The 19,475-nt window shown below is 59.4% G+C and carries 19 protein-coding genes; 8 read left to right on the top strand and 11 right to left on the bottom strand.

The genetic code is table 11. The features are described 5' to 3' along the window. The first annotated feature begins 1,035 nt into the window (after positions 1-1,035). The 3 genes from AC1U7K_RS00785 to AC1U7K_RS00775 all read left to right on the top strand — a co-directional run bounded on the left by AC1U7K_RS00785 (position 1,036) and on the right by AC1U7K_RS00775 (position 3,751). Positions 1,036-1,455 carry a hypothetical protein gene (locus tag AC1U7K_RS00785; protein ID WP_480248906.1) on the top strand — a complete coding sequence of 140 codons (420 nt, stop codon included), beginning with the start codon at positions 1,036-1,038 and terminating at the stop codon, positions 1,453-1,455. 62 nt (positions 1,456-1,517) lie between these two features. Next, entirely contained in the window at positions 1,518-3,200 is a 1,683-nt protein-coding gene (locus AC1U7K_RS00780; RefSeq protein WP_480248905.1) for an ATP-binding protein, read from the top strand. Positions 3,201-3,346: 146 nt separating this feature from the next. Then, the gene (locus tag AC1U7K_RS00775) at positions 3,347-3,751 is read left to right on the top strand and encodes a response regulator (protein ID WP_480248904.1); all 405 of its coding nucleotides are present in this window, start codon (positions 3,347-3,349) and stop codon (positions 3,749-3,751) included. Positions 3,752-3,815: 64 nt separating this feature from the next. On the opposite strand, the gene AC1U7K_RS00770 is transcribed toward AC1U7K_RS00775, so the two are convergent. Continuing rightward, a complete protein-coding gene (locus AC1U7K_RS00770; RefSeq protein ID WP_480248903.1) occupies positions 3,816-5,198 on the bottom strand; it encodes an OmpP1/FadL family transporter in 1,383 nt (460 codons plus the stop codon). 169 nt (positions 5,199-5,367) lie between these two features. Here AC1U7K_RS00770 and AC1U7K_RS00765 point away from each other — a divergent pair, with 169 nt between their 5' ends. Both AC1U7K_RS00765 and AC1U7K_RS00760 read left to right on the top strand, forming a co-directional pair. Then, positions 5,368-7,077: an ATP-binding protein gene (locus tag AC1U7K_RS00765; protein WP_480248902.1), complete on the top strand. Its 1,710-nt coding sequence runs from the start codon at positions 5,368-5,370 to the stop codon at positions 7,075-7,077. Positions 7,078-7,227: 150 nt separating this feature from the next. Continuing rightward, entirely contained in the window at positions 7,228-7,827 is a 600-nt protein-coding gene (locus AC1U7K_RS00760) for a PAS domain-containing protein (RefSeq protein ID WP_480248901.1), read from the top strand. Between the two features lie 150 nt (positions 7,828-7,977). On the opposite strand, the gene AC1U7K_RS00755 is transcribed toward AC1U7K_RS00760, so the two are convergent. From AC1U7K_RS00755 to AC1U7K_RS00735, 5 genes are all read right to left on the bottom strand, one after another. Continuing rightward, complete coding sequence (locus AC1U7K_RS00755; RefSeq protein ID WP_480248900.1) at positions 7,978-8,292, bottom strand: response regulator transcription factor; 315 nt, start codon at positions 8,290-8,292, stop codon at positions 7,978-7,980. Between the two features lie 262 nt (positions 8,293-8,554). Further along, positions 8,555-9,430 (bottom strand): diguanylate cyclase domain-containing protein, encoded by an 876-nt coding sequence (locus tag AC1U7K_RS00750; protein WP_480248899.1) that lies wholly within the window; start codon positions 9,428-9,430, stop codon positions 8,555-8,557. Between the two features lie 16 nt (positions 9,431-9,446). Then, positions 9,447-9,617 (bottom strand): hypothetical protein, encoded by a 171-nt coding sequence (locus AC1U7K_RS00745; RefSeq protein ID WP_480248898.1) that lies wholly within the window; start codon positions 9,615-9,617, stop codon positions 9,447-9,449. A gap of 17 nt (positions 9,618-9,634) precedes the next feature. Continuing rightward, a complete protein-coding gene (locus tag AC1U7K_RS00740) occupies positions 9,635-10,243 on the bottom strand; it encodes a helix-turn-helix transcriptional regulator (RefSeq protein WP_480248897.1) in 609 nt (202 codons plus the stop codon). A gap of 174 nt (positions 10,244-10,417) precedes the next feature. After that, positions 10,418-14,698, bottom strand: coding sequence for a CusA/CzcA family heavy metal efflux RND transporter (locus tag AC1U7K_RS00735; RefSeq protein WP_480248896.1), 4,281 nt, complete (start codon positions 14,696-14,698; stop codon positions 10,418-10,420). Between the two features lie 169 nt (positions 14,699-14,867). Between AC1U7K_RS00735 and AC1U7K_RS00730 the strand changes: the two genes are divergently transcribed. After that, positions 14,868-15,269, top strand: coding sequence for a hypothetical protein (locus AC1U7K_RS00730; RefSeq protein WP_480248895.1), 402 nt, complete (start codon positions 14,868-14,870; stop codon positions 15,267-15,269). Between the two features lies 1 nt (position 15,270). Here the strand turns inward: AC1U7K_RS00730 and AC1U7K_RS00725 are convergent, their stop codons facing one another. The 3 genes from AC1U7K_RS00725 to AC1U7K_RS00715 all read right to left on the bottom strand — a co-directional run bounded on the left by AC1U7K_RS00725 (position 15,271) and on the right by AC1U7K_RS00715 (position 16,544). Continuing rightward, positions 15,271-15,588, bottom strand: coding sequence for a hypothetical protein (locus AC1U7K_RS00725; RefSeq protein WP_480248894.1), 318 nt, complete (start codon positions 15,586-15,588; stop codon positions 15,271-15,273). Positions 15,589-15,607: 19 nt separating this feature from the next. Further along, entirely contained in the window at positions 15,608-15,931 is a 324-nt protein-coding gene (locus AC1U7K_RS00720) for a hypothetical protein (RefSeq protein WP_480248893.1), read from the bottom strand. Between the two features lie 241 nt (positions 15,932-16,172). Continuing rightward, positions 16,173-16,544: a hypothetical protein gene (locus tag AC1U7K_RS00715; RefSeq protein WP_480248892.1), complete on the bottom strand. Its 372-nt coding sequence runs from the start codon at positions 16,542-16,544 to the stop codon at positions 16,173-16,175. A gap of 318 nt (positions 16,545-16,862) precedes the next feature. Between AC1U7K_RS00715 and AC1U7K_RS00710 the strand changes: the two genes are divergently transcribed. Further along, positions 16,863-17,561, top strand: coding sequence for a S16 family serine protease (locus AC1U7K_RS00710; protein ID WP_480248891.1), 699 nt, complete (start codon positions 16,863-16,865; stop codon positions 17,559-17,561). A gap of 49 nt (positions 17,562-17,610) precedes the next feature. Next, the gene (locus AC1U7K_RS00705; protein ID WP_480248890.1) at positions 17,611-18,468 is read left to right on the top strand and encodes a right-handed parallel beta-helix repeat-containing protein; all 858 of its coding nucleotides are present in this window, start codon (positions 17,611-17,613) and stop codon (positions 18,466-18,468) included. A gap of 51 nt (positions 18,469-18,519) precedes the next feature. Here the strand turns inward: AC1U7K_RS00705 and AC1U7K_RS00700 are convergent, their stop codons facing one another. Together AC1U7K_RS00700 and AC1U7K_RS00695 are read right to left on the bottom strand one after the other, a co-directional pair. Further along, positions 18,520-18,849 carry a hypothetical protein gene (locus AC1U7K_RS00700; RefSeq protein ID WP_480248889.1) on the bottom strand — a complete coding sequence of 110 codons (330 nt, stop codon included), beginning with the start codon at positions 18,847-18,849 and terminating at the stop codon, positions 18,520-18,522. Between the two features lie 89 nt (positions 18,850-18,938). Then, a complete protein-coding gene (locus AC1U7K_RS00695; protein ID WP_480248888.1) occupies positions 18,939-19,409 on the bottom strand; it encodes an EVE domain-containing protein in 471 nt (156 codons plus the stop codon). Between the last annotated feature and the right edge of the window lie 66 nt (positions 19,410-19,475).

The raw sequence follows: 19,475 nt of genomic DNA, 5'->3' as shown, positions 1-19,475 counted from the left end.
CCGCCACCCCCACCACCGCCTGGTAACACTCACTTACGGTGAGGTAGCGCCGAAGCATAGGACAGGCCCCGGTAGCGGGGATGCGGATGGGAGCGTTAGGGAATTTGCTATACGCTGTCGAGTGGACGGGTAGGTTATGCGCCCCCGGTTCAGCCAGTTATGCCGCCTCGGTAGAGACCTCAGATCAAACAACACCATCATCTCTGTGACCACGGTCGAAAGGTGAAACGGCGATCAGCCTTTATGCACCAGTCTCATTAGCGGGACAAGATTAAAATTATAGAAACGTCGAAAATAGGTGCGCTAACCGAATCGCTTCCCACGAGCCGAGCCGAGGCTGATTTTTTTGTGGGTACCGGGGATCGATGGGACCCATTTCGAAGGTCCGTTCTGGGGTCCTGACCAGGTGGAGATAGAAGCAAAGAGAGGGTAATAGCCGCTGCTACGAACAAAGGGACAAGTGCCGAATTGCGAGGAATGGCGTGGGGACCGCCAGTTTTACATCGGCTTCGACGATATCCCCCGTAAGTTTTCACATTGACGTGGTTCGATCCCTACACGGCCCACCAATTTTCTCAGCGCCTTTCTCACCCGCTCCCCTCTCTGACCCCTGGGTTGCTCCCATCTTGCTTCCACGCCCGAGCGGGAGCGGGGGGCTTCCGCGATTACGTTTTCCCTCCTCTTTTACGTTCTGGTGTCATTCGGCTGGCGCCCGAATCTCGGTACGCTTCCTCTGTAGCTGCCTCTTAACGAGTACCAATCGGTCGGGTGCCTGAACCGCTCCCTGGTGAAGTAGTGACCGCTCGTTCGCGCATGGCCCAGACGAGGCGTTCACGAGGAGGAGCGGTGCACCTCTAGTAGCGACTGAATTTAATGGGCGTACGGCACGGCCAGGGTCTCCATTGTTAGATACCGCGACCTGGATCATCGCTGAAGTGCAGTATCTACGATTTCCTCTTTACGGAATGTGGCGATCTTGACCGTCAGCTTAGAACCTACATAATGGTACTCCCACAGTCATCAGGGGGTGCAACCATGGAGCTCGAAAAAGAGGTGGCGGCATTAGCGGCTTTGGGCATCTCCTTGCGTGCGACCGAGGAGGCCCTCACGCTGGAGCTAGGAACCGTGGGCAAGGAGGTTCTGTTAATACTCGTCGGTGAGGTCACGGTTGGCAATGATCGACGGAGGGTCACGTGTCGTGCCGGTGATGTGGTGTCCCGGCAGTTCTTCGGTGGCAGCCCGTGCTCCGCCATGATGCTGCCCCATAGCCACTGCGTGCTGCTCACTCAGGAACTCCTGGATCATCTGACCGGCGCTCAACCCCGGGTTGCGGCGAAGTTATTCCGGCGCGTGGCCACCGCCTTTATTCATACCACTCTCGACTCCCATGCCGAGCGTTCAGTGGGGGTACACGATTCGCGTACAGCGCCACTCCTGAACGAAGAGGCGGCCTAATCACCTGCCACAGATGAAGGCGGACATTGGATGGAAGGGAGTCCGCGTGAGGTCACCGCTTTATGGTTGACGATCATGCGCTGCTCGAACGCGAGCGCTTAGCGACGCTCGCCATGACGATCAGTCACCTCCTGACTCAGCAGGAGCCATTGCCCATCATCCTCCAACAGTGCGCGGAGCAGCTTGTGTCGTACCTGGACGTGGCCTTCGCCCGTATTTGGCTGCTGGATCGCACTGGCGACACCTTGCTGCTGAACGCAAGTGCGGGCCGCTACACCAACTTGCACGGTCGCTATAGCCGCGTGCCCATCACCACGTCGCTCAAGATCAGCCAAATGGTGCTCGATCGCCAACCGCGCCTGACGAACCGCCTGCAGGAAGAGGGATGGGTGAAAGAACCGGAGTGGGCGGAGCGCGAAGGATTTGTGGCCTATGCCGGATACCCGCTGATTGCCCAAAACCGCGTGGTAGGCGTGATGGCCATGTTCTCTCAGCACTCCTTATCAGACCGGACGCTGGACGAACTCGGCTCCATCACCGGCGGCATTGCACAGTGCGTCGTGCGAAGCCAAGCCGAAGAAGCCCTCCGACGGAGCGAGGAGCGTCTGTCCTTAGCCGTCGAGAGCGCAGGGCTTGGATTTTGGGACTGGAATCTGGAGACGGGTGAGTTGCTCTGGTCACCGCGCTTCTATGCCTTGTTGGGTTACGATGAGGCGACGACCGAGCCGACGTTGGAGGCCTGGAAAGCTCGCATTCACCCTGAGGATGTGGAACGCGTGATCACGGTTCTGGACGAGAGCCGCCATCACCGTACGTTGTACGGCTGTGATTATCGGCTCATCTCTCCGGACCGACCCGATGGCCGGTGGGTGGCGGCTCGCGGGCGGTTTCTGTACGACGAGGGCGGAGCCGCGGTGCGGATGATCGGCGCGCTTTCCGATATCGGCCACCGGAAACAGGCCGAGGCAGAGATTCGGCGACTGTTGGAGGAAGCGCAACGACGGGAACAGATGTTGCGCGCCAAGCAGGCTCAGCTCGTCCAGTCGGCCAAGCTCGCCTCCATCGGGCAACTCACGACCGGCATCGCCCATGAACTCAACAACCCCCTCAACAACATTGGTCTGTTCATTGGCAATGCGATAGATGACCTGCGCGAGGGCACGCTCGAGTCGCGAGACCAGGCCATTGCCAACCTGCAGGCCGCCGAAGAGCAGGTCCAACGTGCAGCGGAAGTGATCAACCACCTCCGCATGTTTGGTCGCGCCCCTCGGCGACGGTACGAGTTGGTCCCGATCAACGATGTCGTCGTCGCCACCTTTCGCTTCCTGCGCGAGCAGTTCCGGCTCGCCGGGCTCCGAGCCGTCTATCATGTGGCACCGGAGAACCCCCTCGTGCTTGGGTGTCGCGTCCAGTTGGAACAAGTGCTGATCAACATGTTGACGAATGCGGCGGATGCGATGAAGGCGACAGAAGCCAAAGTGCTGACGGTCAGCATCCGGAGCAGTGACGGGCATGTGGAGATCACCGTTCAGGATACCGGCATGGGCATCTCCGCGGAGATCCTGCCTCATATCTTCGATCCGTTTTTTACGACCAAAGAGGTTGGGGGGGGTACGGGGCTCGGGCTGTCGATTGCCTATGGCATCGTCAAGGAACATCACGGCGACATTCGGGTGCACAGCCAGGTCGGAGCGGGGACCAGATTCCAGATTCAACTGCCCCTCGCTTCTCAAGGTCCCGCATAGCCGTTTCGCCTCTCTCGCTTTCGAATTCCGCGTAGTATCCGCCCTCTTCCCCATACGGCCCTAGACAGCCTCCGTAGCATTTCATCTGTCGCTGGTCAGGCGCTTTGGCCGATGGCAACTATCCTGGCCCTGCTTAGCATGGCGGCGTGTCGAAACAGGCAAACCGCATCCTCCTGATCGATGACGACTCGGCGCTCCTCACCGCACTGTCGGAGACCCTGCACCGCTATATTCCCGAGGTGCAGTTGGATTGCGAGTCGAACGTGCCCGGCGCTTTGGACCAGCTCAAGCGTTGCACGTACGAGCTCATCATTTGTGATCTGCGCATGCCGCTTCAGGACGGTCTCATGCTGTTGGACGCAGCACGCCAGGCCGATTCCCAACAGCTCGTCATGATCATTACCGGGTCAATCGAAGAGTCAGTCGTCAAGGAAGCGATGCGCCGGGGCGCCGTGGCGGTGGTCTCAAAGCCCCTTGACCGCGGGGAGTTTGTGAAGATCGTGCGTGAAGCTCTGAGCGTCAGGTCGCAAGGAGGAAACGCGAACGACTGACTCTCGACACGCTACCCCACCGGTCCCTTTTGCTCTGCCTCGTAGCTCTTCATAGTCCATGACATCAAAAAAAGAATCGTACATTCAGTGACGCGACATGAAAGGTCGTGTGGTAGGTGCCGTTCACCGATCCCGGTATGGCGACGGGGTTGGCATTATTAGAGACGGTTCGAGGCTCGAAAAGAAAGGCCTCGTACGCCACGTCCATTCCAATCGCGGATGGCAGAAAGCGTTGATGGCTGCCACACGGCAGGACACCGAAGAGCGAGCCGCCCAGCTTACACACTGCTCCGGCCCCTGTGGCCACCACGTGCAAATCGGCATCGGGAAGGGCGGGGTTGAACGCCGTGTCAGGGACAGGGGTTTGAGAATGGCGATAGCCGAGACGGAGAGCAAGTTCCCATTCTGGGAAGGGCGGCAGATTCAACCATCGGAACTCGGTTCCGAGCATCACCGTGTACGTGCCGCGCCAATCTTGCCTGAAGGGAATCGTTCTGCCGGTGCCCAGATGGACGTCCGTGTTCCGGACTGACTTCCAGTCGGTATAGTCCACATCCAATTCGAGCTTCCATTCGCGGTCGCCAGTGCGGATTGGCCACACGGCCATGCCGGCCGTGAACGACTGCGGCAAGACCAAGGTGCTCCGAGCGCTGGTGACCGGCGTGCCATTTGCGAGAAAGTCCCCCGTGAGATGTAACGTGACCTGACTGCGGTAGATCAACCCCAGGCTCACCAGAGGCTTCCCTCCACTGTTTCGGAACGGCGTATACAGCAAACTTGCGTTGAACCCTGCGGCTGTATCCGAGCCGTTGAACTCCAAGGGCACGCCTGCGGGTGGGAGGCCGGCGCCTCCGGATGAAAGCAGCTTCTGATCGAATGCATGCGTGCTGCTGAAAAGACCGGAGAACGTATAAATGTCGGCTCCGAGCCCCAGAGACAGTTGATCTGCGAGCCGATAGGCCAGCGTCGGCTTCACATCGATGAGCGGCAGCGTCTCCTGAAACACGGCCGTCGCAAACGGGGCGGTGGTCGGGTATTGGTAGGCCAGCCCGAACGGCGTCGTCACGCCGACCCCGACGGCCCACCCCTTCAGCTTGACCACATCCTCGAGGTTTGCCGCGACATAGAGATTGAAGGGGGCCGGGGAGGCCACGCTGTTGCCAAAGTTGCCTTGGGTGGTGACCCCACGTGGAGACAGAAAATCGGTGGACCCGCCCACGAGGACCGCACCACCATAGAGCTGAAGACCGCGTACTTGGGTCAGCCCCGCGGGATTGTAGTGAATCGCCGAGGGGTCATCGGCTTGCGCGGTGAACGCATTCGCCTGCCCGGCCGCTGCGGCCCCTTGGCCATAGATGCGAAATCCCGACGCGTGTGCGTATTCGACACCGCTGAGAAACATGGCAGCGATGATCGCTGCCGGTATGACGGCGTGCCAGCCTGGCATATCCGTACGGTCGTCAGCATGCTAACAGGATCTTCCCCGCAGAGCATGATGCGGGCGACGAGTAGGAGGGGCCTCGTAGGATTGGGTCTGATAAAACTGTTCCGTATTTGAGGCCATACTCGGATCCCACTTCAGAGTTCCTCCAATGTTCGACTAGGCGGCATGCGCGATGCCGGCAGGCTATCTGAAGGATAAGGCGAGAATCTTTCCCGAGCAGGTACGGCTTCTCTATCGCGGCGCACGGGAAGCGTACATTGCGACGGCGGTCAATGCCGTTGTCCTCGCCGTGATCCAACGTCACTACATCTCCAGTGACATCGTTCTTGCTTGGTTAGCCTATATCACCGTGGTGACCGCCGGGCGGACGCTCCTGGTGCTCACATACTGGCGATCGGAGAGTCAGGTCGAGGACGCCGAACAGTGGAACCGGCTGTACCTGGGTGGATGTGCGCTCGCAGGAGCCGGGTGGGGCAGCGCGGGCATCTTGCTGTATTCGTCTGAGTCGATGCTGCATCAAGTGTTCCTGGCCTTTGTGATCGGCGGCATGGCTGCGGGTAGCGTCGCCGTATTGGCGCCGCGGCTGGAAGTCTTTTTCGCCTTCTTTCTGCCCGCACTGATTCCGATCGCCGTTCGCGTCGCGTTGGACAACGATTCATATCATGCGGCGATGACGACGATGATCATCCTGTATAGCGCTGCTCTCATAGTGACGGCGTGTCGGTTGCACAGGACGATTGCTTCGACCCTCGCGCTGCGATTTGAAAATGCGGACCTCGTCCGACATTTGACGCAGGCCAAAGAGCAGGCCGATCAGCTTAACGAGGACCTCAAGCAAGAAATCATCGAACGACGGAAGGTCGAGGCCCAACTGCGAGAGACCCAAGAACACCTGGAAGCGCGTGTCGAGGAGCGCAGCGAAGAACTACACCGGAAGCAGGCGCAGCTGCTGCAAGCATCCAAGCTGGCGAGTATCGGTGAGCTTGCAACGGGGGTCGCGCACGAATTGAACAATCCGTTGAACAATATCGGCCTCATCACGGGCAATCTGTTGGAGGTCCTGAAGCATTGTAAAGAATCGTACGTTCCTTCCTTGCGAGAGAATCTCAGCATTGTGGCTGACCAGGTACGACGGGCGACGGAAATCATCAGCTCATTACGCACTTTCGGTCGGGCCGCCGGCACACAGAAGGGAGCGGTCAATGTGCACGATGCGGTGACGGCGGCTATTGTGTTGGTCGAGCAGCAGCTGCGTCTCCACAATGTCGATCTTCGTGTCAATCTTACTCAGGCACAGCCGATCGTGTACGGGAACGCGCTTCAGTTAGAACAAGTATTTGTCAACCTGTTGACGAACGCCCGTGACGCGGTCAAGCAGTCGGAGACCAAAATCATCACGATCAACACAACGATTCATCACGATATGGTCGAAGTCGTCGTGGAAGATACAGGCGCCGGCATTGCTGCCGATGATCTGAAATGCATTTTCGACCCATTTTTTACCACCAAGGAGGTTGGGCAAGGCACAGGCCTCGGCCTGTCGATCAGCTACGGCATTATTCGCGATCACGGTGGGACGGTTATGGTGGACAGCAGGGTCGGGCACGGAGCGAAATTCACGGTCCGATTGCCCAAGGCCCCAACGGTCCGTTTAATGATCGACGGCATTCCTGAAACGTTTACTGACGAGCAACTGAGACTTCTCTTTAGTCCGTATGGGACTGTTCTTGCCGCGAGCGTTGTGGAAGGGCAATACGTCCCTTCGTACCGGTACGGCGTCGTGGAACTAGCCACGATGGAAGAGGCCGAGCGCGCGCGGCACGCACTGAATCGAACGATGATTGGAGACGGCTTGATCTTAGTCTTCATACCGGCGCAATAACACTCCGGGGGCCCGTTCCACGCCTACCAGGGTGACGAGACAGATCTGAACTCCCCACGGCGCATCGTGGAAACGGGTCAGGTTGGCTCCTGGGACCATTGTATTGGCTGTGCTGACGACCTATACTCGACTTCGCACGTTGGTTTGGTGATGAGCGATTCCCTTCATGACTCCCCTCAGGACTTCGCCGACCTTTTTGCGCACGGCGTCATCGGGCTACACTTTGTCGGCCCGGATGGCGTCATCCTGAACGCCAACCAAGCGGACCTTGATATTCTCGGGTACAGCCGGGATGAGTACATCGGCCACCATATCGCCGAGTTCCATCTCGATCAGGACGTGATCGCGGACATTCTCAAGCGCCTGGCGGGAAATGAGACGCTTCGGGACTATGAAGCGCGGCTCCGCGCGAAGGATGGCTCGACTCGCTATGTGTTGATCAACTCGAACGTCCTATGGGATGAAGGTCGGTTCATCCACACCCGCTGCTTCACGCGAGATATTACCGAACGCAAGCTGCACGAACAGGAGCGCGAACGCCTCATCGCCGATCTACAGCGCACGCAACGAGCGCTTCAAGAGAAGGTCGATGAACTCGAATCGTTTCATGATCTGGTGGTCGACCGCGAACTGAAGATGATCGAGCTTGAGAGGCGCGTCGGCCGGCTTGAGGCCGAACTTGCGCAGCATCGGCACTCATCCGCGTCCCTTTCCCTGCCTGAACACTTCGTTCCCCCGAGTCACAGCTAGCGTCGTCTCTGACCCGTTCGACCGATCGCCTTTCTCGGGCGCTGCCTGCCCGAAACTTCTTTGAAGCGCGCACCACGTAGTCCTCACATCATCTATTCCCTTGATGCCTCATCTTGTGCCTTCGGATCACGCGTTGTCGGCTGAGCAGGATCAAGCCCATGGCGACGTAGCAACTCGGACGAGAACCAAAGGCGACACAGGACCGAAGCATTGGGCAGCAGGTAAGGGCTGCAGAGGTCCTCGCCCGAGTCCATGCAAGCCTTCTTCGTGCCGATAACGGCCTTCGCCGGGCATCAAGAGGTCAGAGATCACCAGGTCCACCTCGTGCGTATCGAGGTGCCCCAGGACTTCTTGAGCGGAGGCAGCGACGAGGATGGCGACATCCGGCAACCGACCCTCCATGGTGGCCCAAAGCGCGTGCCGGAGAGCGGGATCGTCGTCGATCAACAGAACGACGAAGGGCATGAGCGACGAAGAGCATACCAAGACGTTTTCTCTCGGCAATCAGAGCGGGTGGTACGTATCGCACCGAAAGCGTGCGGACAGCCCTCCGCCGGATGACGATAACGGAACGATGCGGTGATCTTTCTCAAGAGGGGGATCCAGTGCGGATGTTCACTTCAACAGGAAAGACGAGATCGCCAGCCTCCACGGATTGAGAGCGCGATCGTTACGAGGCGAGAAGGACTGCCGCACTGAGAACCACAGAGAAGCGAATCTCGGCTGCTCAAGGATCCGAGGAAGGGCTCTGCCAGTGCGTTTTCGCGAAGTCGAAGAGGCCCGAGATCGTGTCGGCATCGAAGGGATAAATGGCGACGCTACATTCGAAGGCCAGCGTGGTGGAGTTTGCGGGAAGAAGCTCCTGCATCGCCGCTCGAAACTGGCTTGCAATCCGGCGCACGGCGAGATGTACCGCGAGGCTGTTGGCTTCGGGCAGGACGGCCGCAAATTCCGCGTCCCCTGTGCGAGCCGGGTAGTCATACCCGCGCAATGCCACTTTACAGGCACACGCAGCGCTCACGATAATTTCCTGCGCAAGCACCGCGGCGTAGAGCCGATTGATACGGGGCCAGTTCGGGATACGGAACAGCACGAGGCCCAAGGGATTACCGGTCCGTTGCGAGCGCACGATTTCATGTTCGAGATAGCGACGTAGCAATCGCCCGCTGTAGAGATCGGTCAGCGGGTCGATGTCGGCGACGGTGGCCGACGACGCGTCGTTGCTACGGCGGCGCTCGAGGCGCTTCTTCTCGAGCGCAAACAACAATTCTTCCAGTTCATGCACGACCTCTTGAAATCCGTTCGGACTATCCACGTGAAACCGGAAATGCTCAAACGTCCGACCTTGTTTCGAGTCCTGCCCGAAGATTCGTCTGACGGTGTCGCGGATCTGTCGCTCGATCAGCACGACCTCCTTTCTGAGATGAAACCGCACCACCTCACTCGGCACGCCGCGGCCTTGCCCGCCGATGGAGAGCACCTCGTGTTCGAGCCCTTCGACTTGGCCAATGAGCTGCCGGAGTGCCTGCGTTTCGTCGTTGAACGCTTCCTCCGCGCTGCTCGGCGGAACACCAGACGCCCCATACCGGCTGTTGCCGGACATAGTTCCCTCCCGGTTGCTACGTGGGTCGATGCCACGCCAGCGGTTTCATTCCGCCCGGCCATTCGCCCAACAGCACGACCCGGCTCACGTAGGGATCATCCTCTTTGAAGCCGCTCAGATCCTCGCCGCCAACGAAGTGAATCAGAGAGCCAAGGTTCATCACGAACTCCCGCACCCGTGGTTTCATGACATCCTCTTCGTCCGTTACACCGCCAGCAACTGCCCGACGATCGCCGTGCGTGTGGTGCACCGCGTCTTCTGCATAATGTGGCTGATGTGCGCCTTCACAGTCGGTTCGGAGATGCCCAGGTGGTTGGCGATTTCCTTGTTGGTCCACCCGCGCAACAGCCCATCGGCGACGTCCGATTCACGCTCGGTCAGCCGGAACTCTTCCTTTTTTCGAATGACGCCGCCCTCGCGAGCGTTGACGGGTTCCAAAATGATCAGCGTGCGGTCCGCCTTCATTTCGCGACTTCCCCCTTCAAGAAGCGGCAGCGCGCGGAGCAACAGCGTCTTTCGCGCTCCGGTCACGACACAGCACAACTCCAGTTGTGACTGATCGTCGTCAGCACGCCGCCCTTCCAATCGCCGATCCAGTTCGGCACAGAGATCGGTAATGACGGATGGGAGCAGTCCCATGGCCTTTGACGAGTGGGCCGTGTGGAGTTGGCGCAACAGTTCCCACGCCATTTGGTTCACATACAAGACGCCGCGTTCGCCGTTCAGGATCAAGATGCCGGACGTCTGCGCTCCTTTCGTGACCTTCATCACCGTCTGCGTGTCAACCGACTCTTGCTCGAGGACCGCTTCCATGGGGCACCTCCTTTTGGATGAACACCATCGGCTAACTCAGAAATGGTGCCGGGGAAGATGGCCTGGAAAACCAGAAGGTTAGCTGATCGAGGCAGTGGGATGAGACACGTAAAGCTGTCTTACTGTCTCACCGTCGGACAGCGACTAGACATCGGGAGGGAATGAGGGAAGCGGTCAGGCCATGACAAGGAGATTGTCCCGACTCTTGAACGACGCCTCGCGCTTTCGCATCGCGCCTTCGAGCAACAAGCCGCCTCTGACGACGACCCGGTCGCCGCTGATCAACCCCTCTCGGATCTCCACTTGTCCGCTGAGGATCGAGCCGATCTCTACCCGCCGTCGTTCATATTCTCCCGGCTGCTGTTCGACAAAGACCACCGTCGCCTCGCCGAGTCGTAGGACCGCTTCTTCCGGGACGACCAGTCCGGTCAGATGCGGCTCCACGCCGATATGGATCCTGACGAACATGTCGACCTTGAGTTTTTGCTCGATGTTGTTCACATCGCAGCGAATCTTGATTGTCCGGGAAACCGGATCGACCCGATCGCCGACGTAACGGATGGTCGCGGGAAACGCAAGGCTGGGGAACGATTCGCTTCGTACGACAGCCGGCATCCCGGCTTTGACCACGCGCAGATCGCGCTCGTAAATCTCGCCGACGGCTTGCAACAAGTCGGGATTCGCAATCGTGTAGAGCGACTCGCCGGGGGCGGCTACTTCGCCGACTGTCACATCTTTTTCCACCACGACGCCCTCGAGCGGCGCTTTGAGGTCGAACCGCGCGGTAATGGTCCGCTGGTCCGGTGGCTTGTTCAACTCGCTTTCGGGTACGCGGAGGATCAGCAACCTGCGCCGAGCACGATCGTATTCCGCCTTGGCTTTCAGATAGTCGTTTTCCGTCTGCTCGTATTCCTTTTCCGGAATCGCTTTGACCTTCAATAAGTCCTTCGCCAACAAGTACGACCGCTGTGCGAAGTCGAGTTCGGACTCCGCCTTGGTAAAATCGGAGTAGGCGGTGCCCACATCGGCACTTTGAATCGTCACCAAGACTTGTCCGGCCCTCACCTCCTCGCCAAGCCGCGCGCGCACCTGCTTTACGATCCCGGTCACCGGGGATGAGACATTTACATACCCGTCAGGACCGTATTGCATTCGGCCTTGTACGACAAACTCCTCGGTGAGCGGACGGGGACGCACCTCCTGAACGATCAATTCTTCCTGCGCGCGCGGACTGACTGAGACAATATTCGATTGCAATGACGGTTTCGCGGCAGGGTGCGTCGAGAGCGCTTGCACGTCATCATGCTGTCCACACCCGGTGAGAAGAAGCGTCGCCATCATGAGAGCCGCCGAATATCCCACGGCGCCCTTCGGGCGTTCGCTCTGGTTCTGCTGGTGCTCCCGTCGATGCACGCGTTGGTAGAACACCGGCAGCACGATCAGGATGAGCATGACGGCGCTCAGCATACCGCCGACGACCACCCGCGCCAGCGGCTGCTGCGACTGCGCGCCAATGCCTGTTGCAACTGACGCCGGAATCAGCCCGATGGCGGCCGAGAGCGTCGTCATCATGACCGGCCGCATGCGGACCTCGGCGTTTTTGAGGATCGCCGCCCGCAGGTCGAAGCCCTTATCGAAATACTCGTGGAGCCGAGAGATGTCGACCAGCGCGCCTTGGATCGCCACGCCGAACACCGAGAGGAAACCGACGGCCGCCGAAATGCTGAAGTGCGTGCCGGTGACGAACAACGCAATGATGCCGCCGACGAGCGCGAACGGCACGGCGGCCAGCACGAGTAGGCCGTCCCGGAACGAGTGGAGGGCATAGGAAACGATCAGCAGGATCACCAGCAAGCTGAGCGGCACGACGATCGCGAGCCGTTGCTTTTCCCCCTGCAGTTGCGTGAACTCGCCGTGCCATTCGATCCGATAGCCCTTGGGCAGCTCGACTTTCTCGGCGATCAACCGTTGCGCCTCCTTCACCGTCGTCTCCAAATCTCGCCCGCGCACGCTGAACTTTACGGGGATATACCGGTGATTGTTCTCCCGATAGACCATGAAGGGCCCGACGGATTCCTTGATCAACGCCAACTGCTTCAACGGAATGCGCGAGCCCGACGACGTCATCACTTGGATGTCGCCGATCCGTTGTGCGTTCTTGCGATATTCCGGGAGATACCGAACGACGAGGTCGAACCACTTCTCCCCTTCGAACACTTGCGTGACGCTCTGTCCGCCAATGGCCGCCTGGATCACGGCATTGACGTCATCCACCTCCAAGCCATAGCGGGCGGTGGCGGAGCGATCGACCTCGATCAGCAGATTCGGTTGCCCCAGCGTATGCAGCACGCCCAAGTCGCGAATCCCGCGCACCCGGCTCAGGAGGGACCGCACTTCCTCGGCCTTGTCCTCGAGCACGCCGAGGTCGTGCCCGAAAATTTTGACGGAATTTTCCCCCTTCACGCCCGTCATCGCTTCTTGGACGTTGTCCTGAATCATCTGGGAGAAATTCAGCGTGACACCGGGAAACTTCTCGGACAGCTCCTGCTCCATTGCGGCAATGAGCTGGCTTTTCTTCCCGATCTCATCCCGCCACTCTTTCCGGGGCTTGAGATCGACCAGAAATTCGGCATTAAAGAAACTCGTCGGGTCCGTGCCGTCATCGGGACGACCGAGCTGTGAGACGGCTGTGCGCGTTTCCGGGTACTGACGAAAGACCTTCCGCATATCGGAGGCCACGCGACTGGCCTCCTCGAAGGAAATGCCGATCGGCATGGTGGCCCGCAGCCAGATATTGCCCTCCTCCAGTGCCGGCATGAACTCTCCGCCGAGCGTGAACCACATCGCGATCGCGGCCGCGAAGAGACACACGGCGAACAGGATCACCAGCAGTTCCCGGTCGAGCGCCCACGCGAGGACGGCCAGGTAGCGCCGTCGAATCCAGCGCACGAGCCGAGTGTCTTCATCGGGCAGGGGCCCCCGGAGCAACCACGAGGCCAACACGGGCGCAAGCGTAAAGACGGTGATCAAGGCCCCCGTCAAGGCGAACCCGTACGTCACGGACATCGGCGCGAAGATCCGGCCAGGGACACCGCCCATGGTGAACAACGGCACGAACGCGATGATGATGATCGTCGTCGCGAAAAAGATCGGCCGCCCCACATCCTTGGCGGCCCGAACGATATGGGCCTGGACCGGAGCATTGGGATCGCGCCGATGCGTCAACTGAAAGAAGACGTTCTCCACTATCAGCAACGTGGAATCGACGATGATGCCGAAATCGATCGCGCCCAACGAGATCAGATTCGCCGATTCCCCGATCCCGATCATCAGGATGAACGTGAACAGCAAGGCGATCGGCACGGCGAGCGCGACGATCACCGCCGTCCGGAAGTGTCCGAGGAAGATAAACAGCGTGGCGAACACGAAACACACACCGCTGATGAGGATGTCCATGACCGTTTCGATCGTCGTATGGATCAGGGTGCTGCGGTCATAGACCGTCTTGATTTGCACGCCGTCGGGCAACCGTCCGCCGTTTAATTCGGCCACCTTTGCCTGAACCGCTTCCACCACGGGAAGCGACTCGTAGCCGCGCATGAGCAGCACGACGCCTTCGAGCACGTCATCCCGATCATCGATGCCGACTTTGCCCAATCGCACCCGATACCCGGTCCGCACCTGGCCGAGGTTCTTGACCAGAATCGGCGTCCCGTCTTTTTCTGACACGACGACGTTTTCGATATCGTCCAGATCCCGAATAAGGCCGACCCCCCGCACGTCGAAGCTTTGACTCCCGACGGTCAAATAGTTGCCGCCCGCGTTCGCATTGCTGCCTCGTATGGCGTCGAGCACCTGTGGCGTACTGATGGCGTATGAGAACAGCAGCCCGGGATCGAGGTCTACGTGATACTGCTTGGTCGTGCCACCGAAGGCCGTCACATCGATCACGCCTCTGACCCGTTTGAATTCGCGGTTCAGCTGCCAGTCTTCGATCGTCTTCAAATCCGTCAATGACTGGCCGTCTCCGACGAGCTCGTACCGGTAGACTTCCGCCAACGCCCACCAGGGCGAAATCGTTGGTTGCACCCCGGCAGGGAGGTCGAGAAACGCCAGCCGAGTCAGCACCTCGTGCCGGGCGCGGACGTATTCGATGTCGTAGTCAAAATAAAACTTAATATCGCTCAGCCCGAACAGCGACACCGACCGGGTGTGGGTCAGACCTGGCATCACGGCCAGGGCATACTCGATCGGCAGCGTGATTTGACGTTCGATTTCGTCGGCCGAGAGCGCGGAATTCTGCGTGATGACCTCGACCATGGGAGGGGACGGATCCGGGTAGGCGACAACATCGAGACGATGAAAGGCATACAGCCCCCCAAAGAGAAGCGCGATGCCGAAAGCGAGGACAAGCGCTCGGTTGCGAAGGGCAAATTCGACGAGAGTTGGAACCACCGGCAATGATTGGGTTAGAGGTCGCCGCCGATCATCAGTACTTGTGCGACACCACAGCGGTCACCTCATCGTACTCGGAAAGGAATCACCACGCCTGTCGGTGGCCGGCTGATCGCCCGTCGGTGGAGAACGACTGTAGCGGGCGCCGCGGAATCGACGATAGTAAGAGATGCCTTACGCCGGCAATGACGAATCTCGAGGGTTGAAGCCGATTCTCCGCGCTTTTCTCGTCGCGGCGGTGCTGATGGCCACGGTCACCGCAAGCGCCCTTCGAGCGCGGGCAGAGCCGCATGTGGTCGTGCAGGTGTCCGGGCGCGGTGACGGCCAGGTGGCTCCGTTCGAGGTCGCCGACGATTGGGAACTCCGTTGGAAGTTTCTCGGCGACATCGATAACGCGCTCTTTCAGATTTTCATCAACAAGACGAACAGCGTCGAGCCCGACTTGCCGATTGACGGTATTACACGAGCGGGGTCAGGAGAGGGCCGCGAACGCCAAGCTCGGGGCGGGCGTTACTATTTGAAGATCATCGCCATGGGCGAATGGACGATCACCGTCGTCGACCGTCCCTAGGTCACGGCAACTGGACGCGAATCGATGTCGCATGCCCGTTCGATCCCAGCTGCGCTTCGATTCTGTCGCCGACCTTAATCCGGTCTTCCTGCTTGGTCTCCTTGGTCACACGAACGATCACTTCATGACCTGACTTGTCCTTGATCGTGTAGGTCTCGCCTTCGATGTTGAGCACGTCACCCTGGATCACCTGTGAAGCGGCATTCGATTGCCCAACCGATTGCGCATAGCCCGGTGCCCCGGACGCATACGACAGGACAAGCCCGAGCAGACAAGCCGCCACGCCCCTGAGACGGGGAAGGACCATCCAATCGCCCATACTCTCCTCCTTATCGTAATTACTCGTTGGGTGCGGGACCGGTGAGGTTCGGTTGCGCACCTTGGTCAGCCCGCACGATATTCTTGACGCGATCGTTCGCGTCCAGTTCGAGACTCACGCGATCACCCGGCTGGAGTCCTCGGAGCAGGTCTTCTTTCGTCACCTGCAACGACCACGACTGCCCTTCCAGGGTGCGGAACGTGACCTGATGATTGGCGGAATCAATCCGCTCAATGGTGCTGCCGGTGAACGTGATAATGGTCGCTTCCTCAGCATATCCGCGTGCGACCGCGAGGATGAGAACGAGCCCGGCCCCAAGGATGAGCGATGTACGGTTAGGCATGGCGGTCCTCCTTTTTGCGAGTGCGTCGCAAAGCAGCGGCCGAAGCTGTCTGCACAACAAAGGCGAAACTACGGAAGATTTTGGAGCGAGCACCTTTTCCGCTGGCGACGAAAGGCGCACATTGCGCCGTTGGAGAGCGCGGCACAATCGACGAAGTGCCCGTCAATAGAGCGGAAATGGCCGGATGACGGATTGTCCGGGGATAGACAAGCGGTCCGTCTGCATGAAAACCGAGACCGCATCACAGTCGAGGCATCAGATCGATCCACTGGGATTGCTGTTCCATGCGTTTCCGGAGTAGCGACAGAAGGACAAGAATCCAGAGCGCGCCGACCACCAGCAAGTGATTGCTCACCGACGACCAAGCCAGCATTTCGGTCGAGAAATAGACGAAGCGGGCGATGGTCAGAATACTACAGGCTGTCGCAAAGACGACCACGAGCGAGTAGTGCGTCGGCGGCGACCACAAAGCCACGAGTGCGACGGGAGCAATATAGAGCACGCCGGTGGCCAGTCCTTCGGGTGCAGAGAGGTCGAGCAAGAAAATGGCGCCGATCAGCACCATCGCCATAAGGACGGGAAAGGGACTTGTACGGAGACGCGTATGTTTCATCGGCCACGGGTAGTATTCGATTAATAGAAGATTCGTTCGCGATGGTCAAGACGCTGGCCGCGCAGTCGGCGTGATTGCATGCTCGATGTGGCAATGCCTCGGATCGCCACACTCTGCCAAACACACTCAAGGGCAGTGCCCGGCTGTCCGGCGGCGACAACCCCGTCCGTGCAGCGCGCGCCACGATGCGTGCAATTTGGGGCAGACCTGCTATTATGGAGTGAAACAAGGAGGACTGATCAGCGTAGGTGTTGCGGAAGTCACTCTGGGCACGACAACCGACTCTCAGGACGAGGGGAGGAGATGTAGGATGAGCCTATGGTGATTCGGCGGCTAATCAACGGTCGCGGCAAGGCAATCTGTGCCATTATCGCTGTTACGCTTTTCCTCTCACTGCCGCTCGCCACTGATGCCAAGACGGCCCGTCGAGAGCAATTGATTCCCATCCTCGGCGTCACGATGGAGAAGAAGCCCGTCGGGACGGTCGCAAATCTGATTCTTACATTTGAGGAACGTGACGACCGCACGGGATTGGCTGTTCAATTCAGGCCTGGCCCCGGGCGGTTTTCACGCATGGCGCAGACGGCGGTGCAGCAAGCGATTTACCGAGCTGCTCGCGCGGCCGGGATGGAGACCGATTCCTGGACGGTCGTGCTCGCCGTTCCCTATCCCGGTGTGACGATTTATGGCGAAAGCCTCTCGGCGATGGTGGGCATCAGTGTTTTGGCGCTGGCCAATGGTGATGCGATTCCCTCGGACCGCGTGATCACCGGCGCGGTGGGGCCGGACGGTCGGATCATTCCCGTCGGCTCGGTGCCACTCAAGGTTGCGGCTGCGAGTGAGGCCCATCTCCGCCGAGTGGTGATTCCCGAGGAACTCGATGTGGCCGACTCGGATTGGCGCACGCCGTTTTTGATGCAGGTCTCCCCGGTATCCTCGGTCAGCGAAGCCTATCAGGCGCTCACAGACCGTCCTCTGCTGTCACAGTCGCACTCCGATCATTCCGTGCATCCTTGACTTCCCGTTGATCCGCTCGAAATAATGTGGCTCGCTTCACGAGGTGCCGATGTCGGAGCCGCTGCCGTTCGTGCCCGCTCCTGGGTCTGATTCGCCGACTCGCGCCGATCGACCGATTCCACTGCAAGAGCCGCCACCCAACGCCGCCGGTGGTCGAACGTTGATCGTCGATGCCGATGATCCGGCCGCCTACGCTCGTCCCAGTGACGCGCTGAAAGACGCAGGTCCCGAGGATCAAATCTTCGTGCGTCCGGGACGCTACGAAGACAAGGTGTTTGTGAGTGAGCGGCCGGTGCTGATGATCGGAGCCGGACGCGACCATGTCGAAATCTTCAGCCGCCGAGGCGGTCCCCTCTATCTGCAACGCACACCGGGCGGGCGGATCGCCGGCATCACCTTTCGCTATATCGGCAGCGATCAGCATTCGGCGATCAACATTCTCGATGCCTCCTGCACCATCACCGCTTGTCGGGCGCGTGACGGCATCCTGTCCGGCATTGTGATCTATGGGCCGGAGTGCCGACCCACATTGATCGATAATGAAGTTTGCCACAACCGTGAGTCGGGCATTTTTGCCTTCGCCGGCTCACGTCCATATCTCGCGCAGAATCTCTGCTATGCGAATCACCATTTCGGGATCGCCGTGCGTGACCCCGGCACCTCTCCCGATCTCGTTCATAATCTGTGTCGAGAGAACCTCCTGAGCGGCATCCTGCTTTTCTATCAGGCGCATGCACTCCTGTTGAACAACATCTGCCAAGACAACTGGCACTGGGGAGCGGTCCTTACCACGGACTGTACGACGACACCGCCTCCCGAACAACTCGCCACGACCAATCGTCTCGACGCAAATCCCCGCGGCCCGATTCACATCACGGACCAGCCCCTTCAGGAAATAGGACGGTAGGCAGGGACTCGCGCGTCGGACGGCAGGCGTGGAGCGGTTCGAGCGTTTCCTCTATTCAGAGTGAAAGCGGCCGATCATCGCATGGTGCAGCTCGTGGCCGCAGACGGTGAAATCCATCTTGGAGCAGTAGATGGTATTGGTGCGGTAGTCGAAGAAGCCTTTGACGGTCTTGACCGTCTCCCCTTGTCCGTCGGCTTCGAGCATGAGCGCGGGCTTGCCATAGAGGGATTCATACCGTTCACGCAAGCTTTGTTGATCGAGGAGGACCACGGTCAACTGCTTGAGTTGATACTGCTCATAGTAGGCGGGGCCTTTGGCACAGCCGGCGAGAACAGTCACCACGAACAGGAACGAACTGAAAGGTCGGCGCCAGAGCTTCATGGCGATCACCTAGCCTTAATAGTGTAGGCATATAGATTACGACAAGTCGCGGACGCCGAAAAGTGGTAAATCTACGCAATTCGATGACCTTACTCCTCGCGCGCGAGTGCGAGGACGGCGGCCCATTCCTCGGGCCGAACCGGTTGTACCGATAAGCGCGACCCTTTGCGCAGCAACTCCATTCCCTTGAGCGCACGCTCTTTCCGTAGCCGATCAAGCGAGAGGGGGCGCTCGAATATTTTCACGAGCCGGATATCGACCATGTCCCAGATCGGCTTGTCCCGCGTACTCTTCGGATCGTAGTGCAGGTCATGGGGATCAAAGGCGGTGGAATCAGGGTAGGCGGGTCGAACGACCTCTGCGATGCCGACGACCGCCGGGGGATCGGCATTGCTGTGGTAGAACAAGACCTGATCGCCGACGGCCATGTCGCGTATGAGCTTTCTCGCCTGATAGTTGCGGACGCCATCCCAACACGTGGTCTGCTTCGGGGCGCACGCCAAATCGTGAATCGAAAACGTGTTGGGCTCAGACTTCATCAGCCAATAGCGCTTGGCCATACTCCCTCGACTTGTCTTACGCTACGGTGCCGTGTATCCTCGCGCGGCTTCGTGCGTAGGTCGCAT

This window comes from Nitrospira sp. Vd2 (assembly GCF_979581665.1).
Note: the sequence above shows the minus strand (reverse complement) of the source record. Positions and strands in the feature narration are given on the sequence as shown.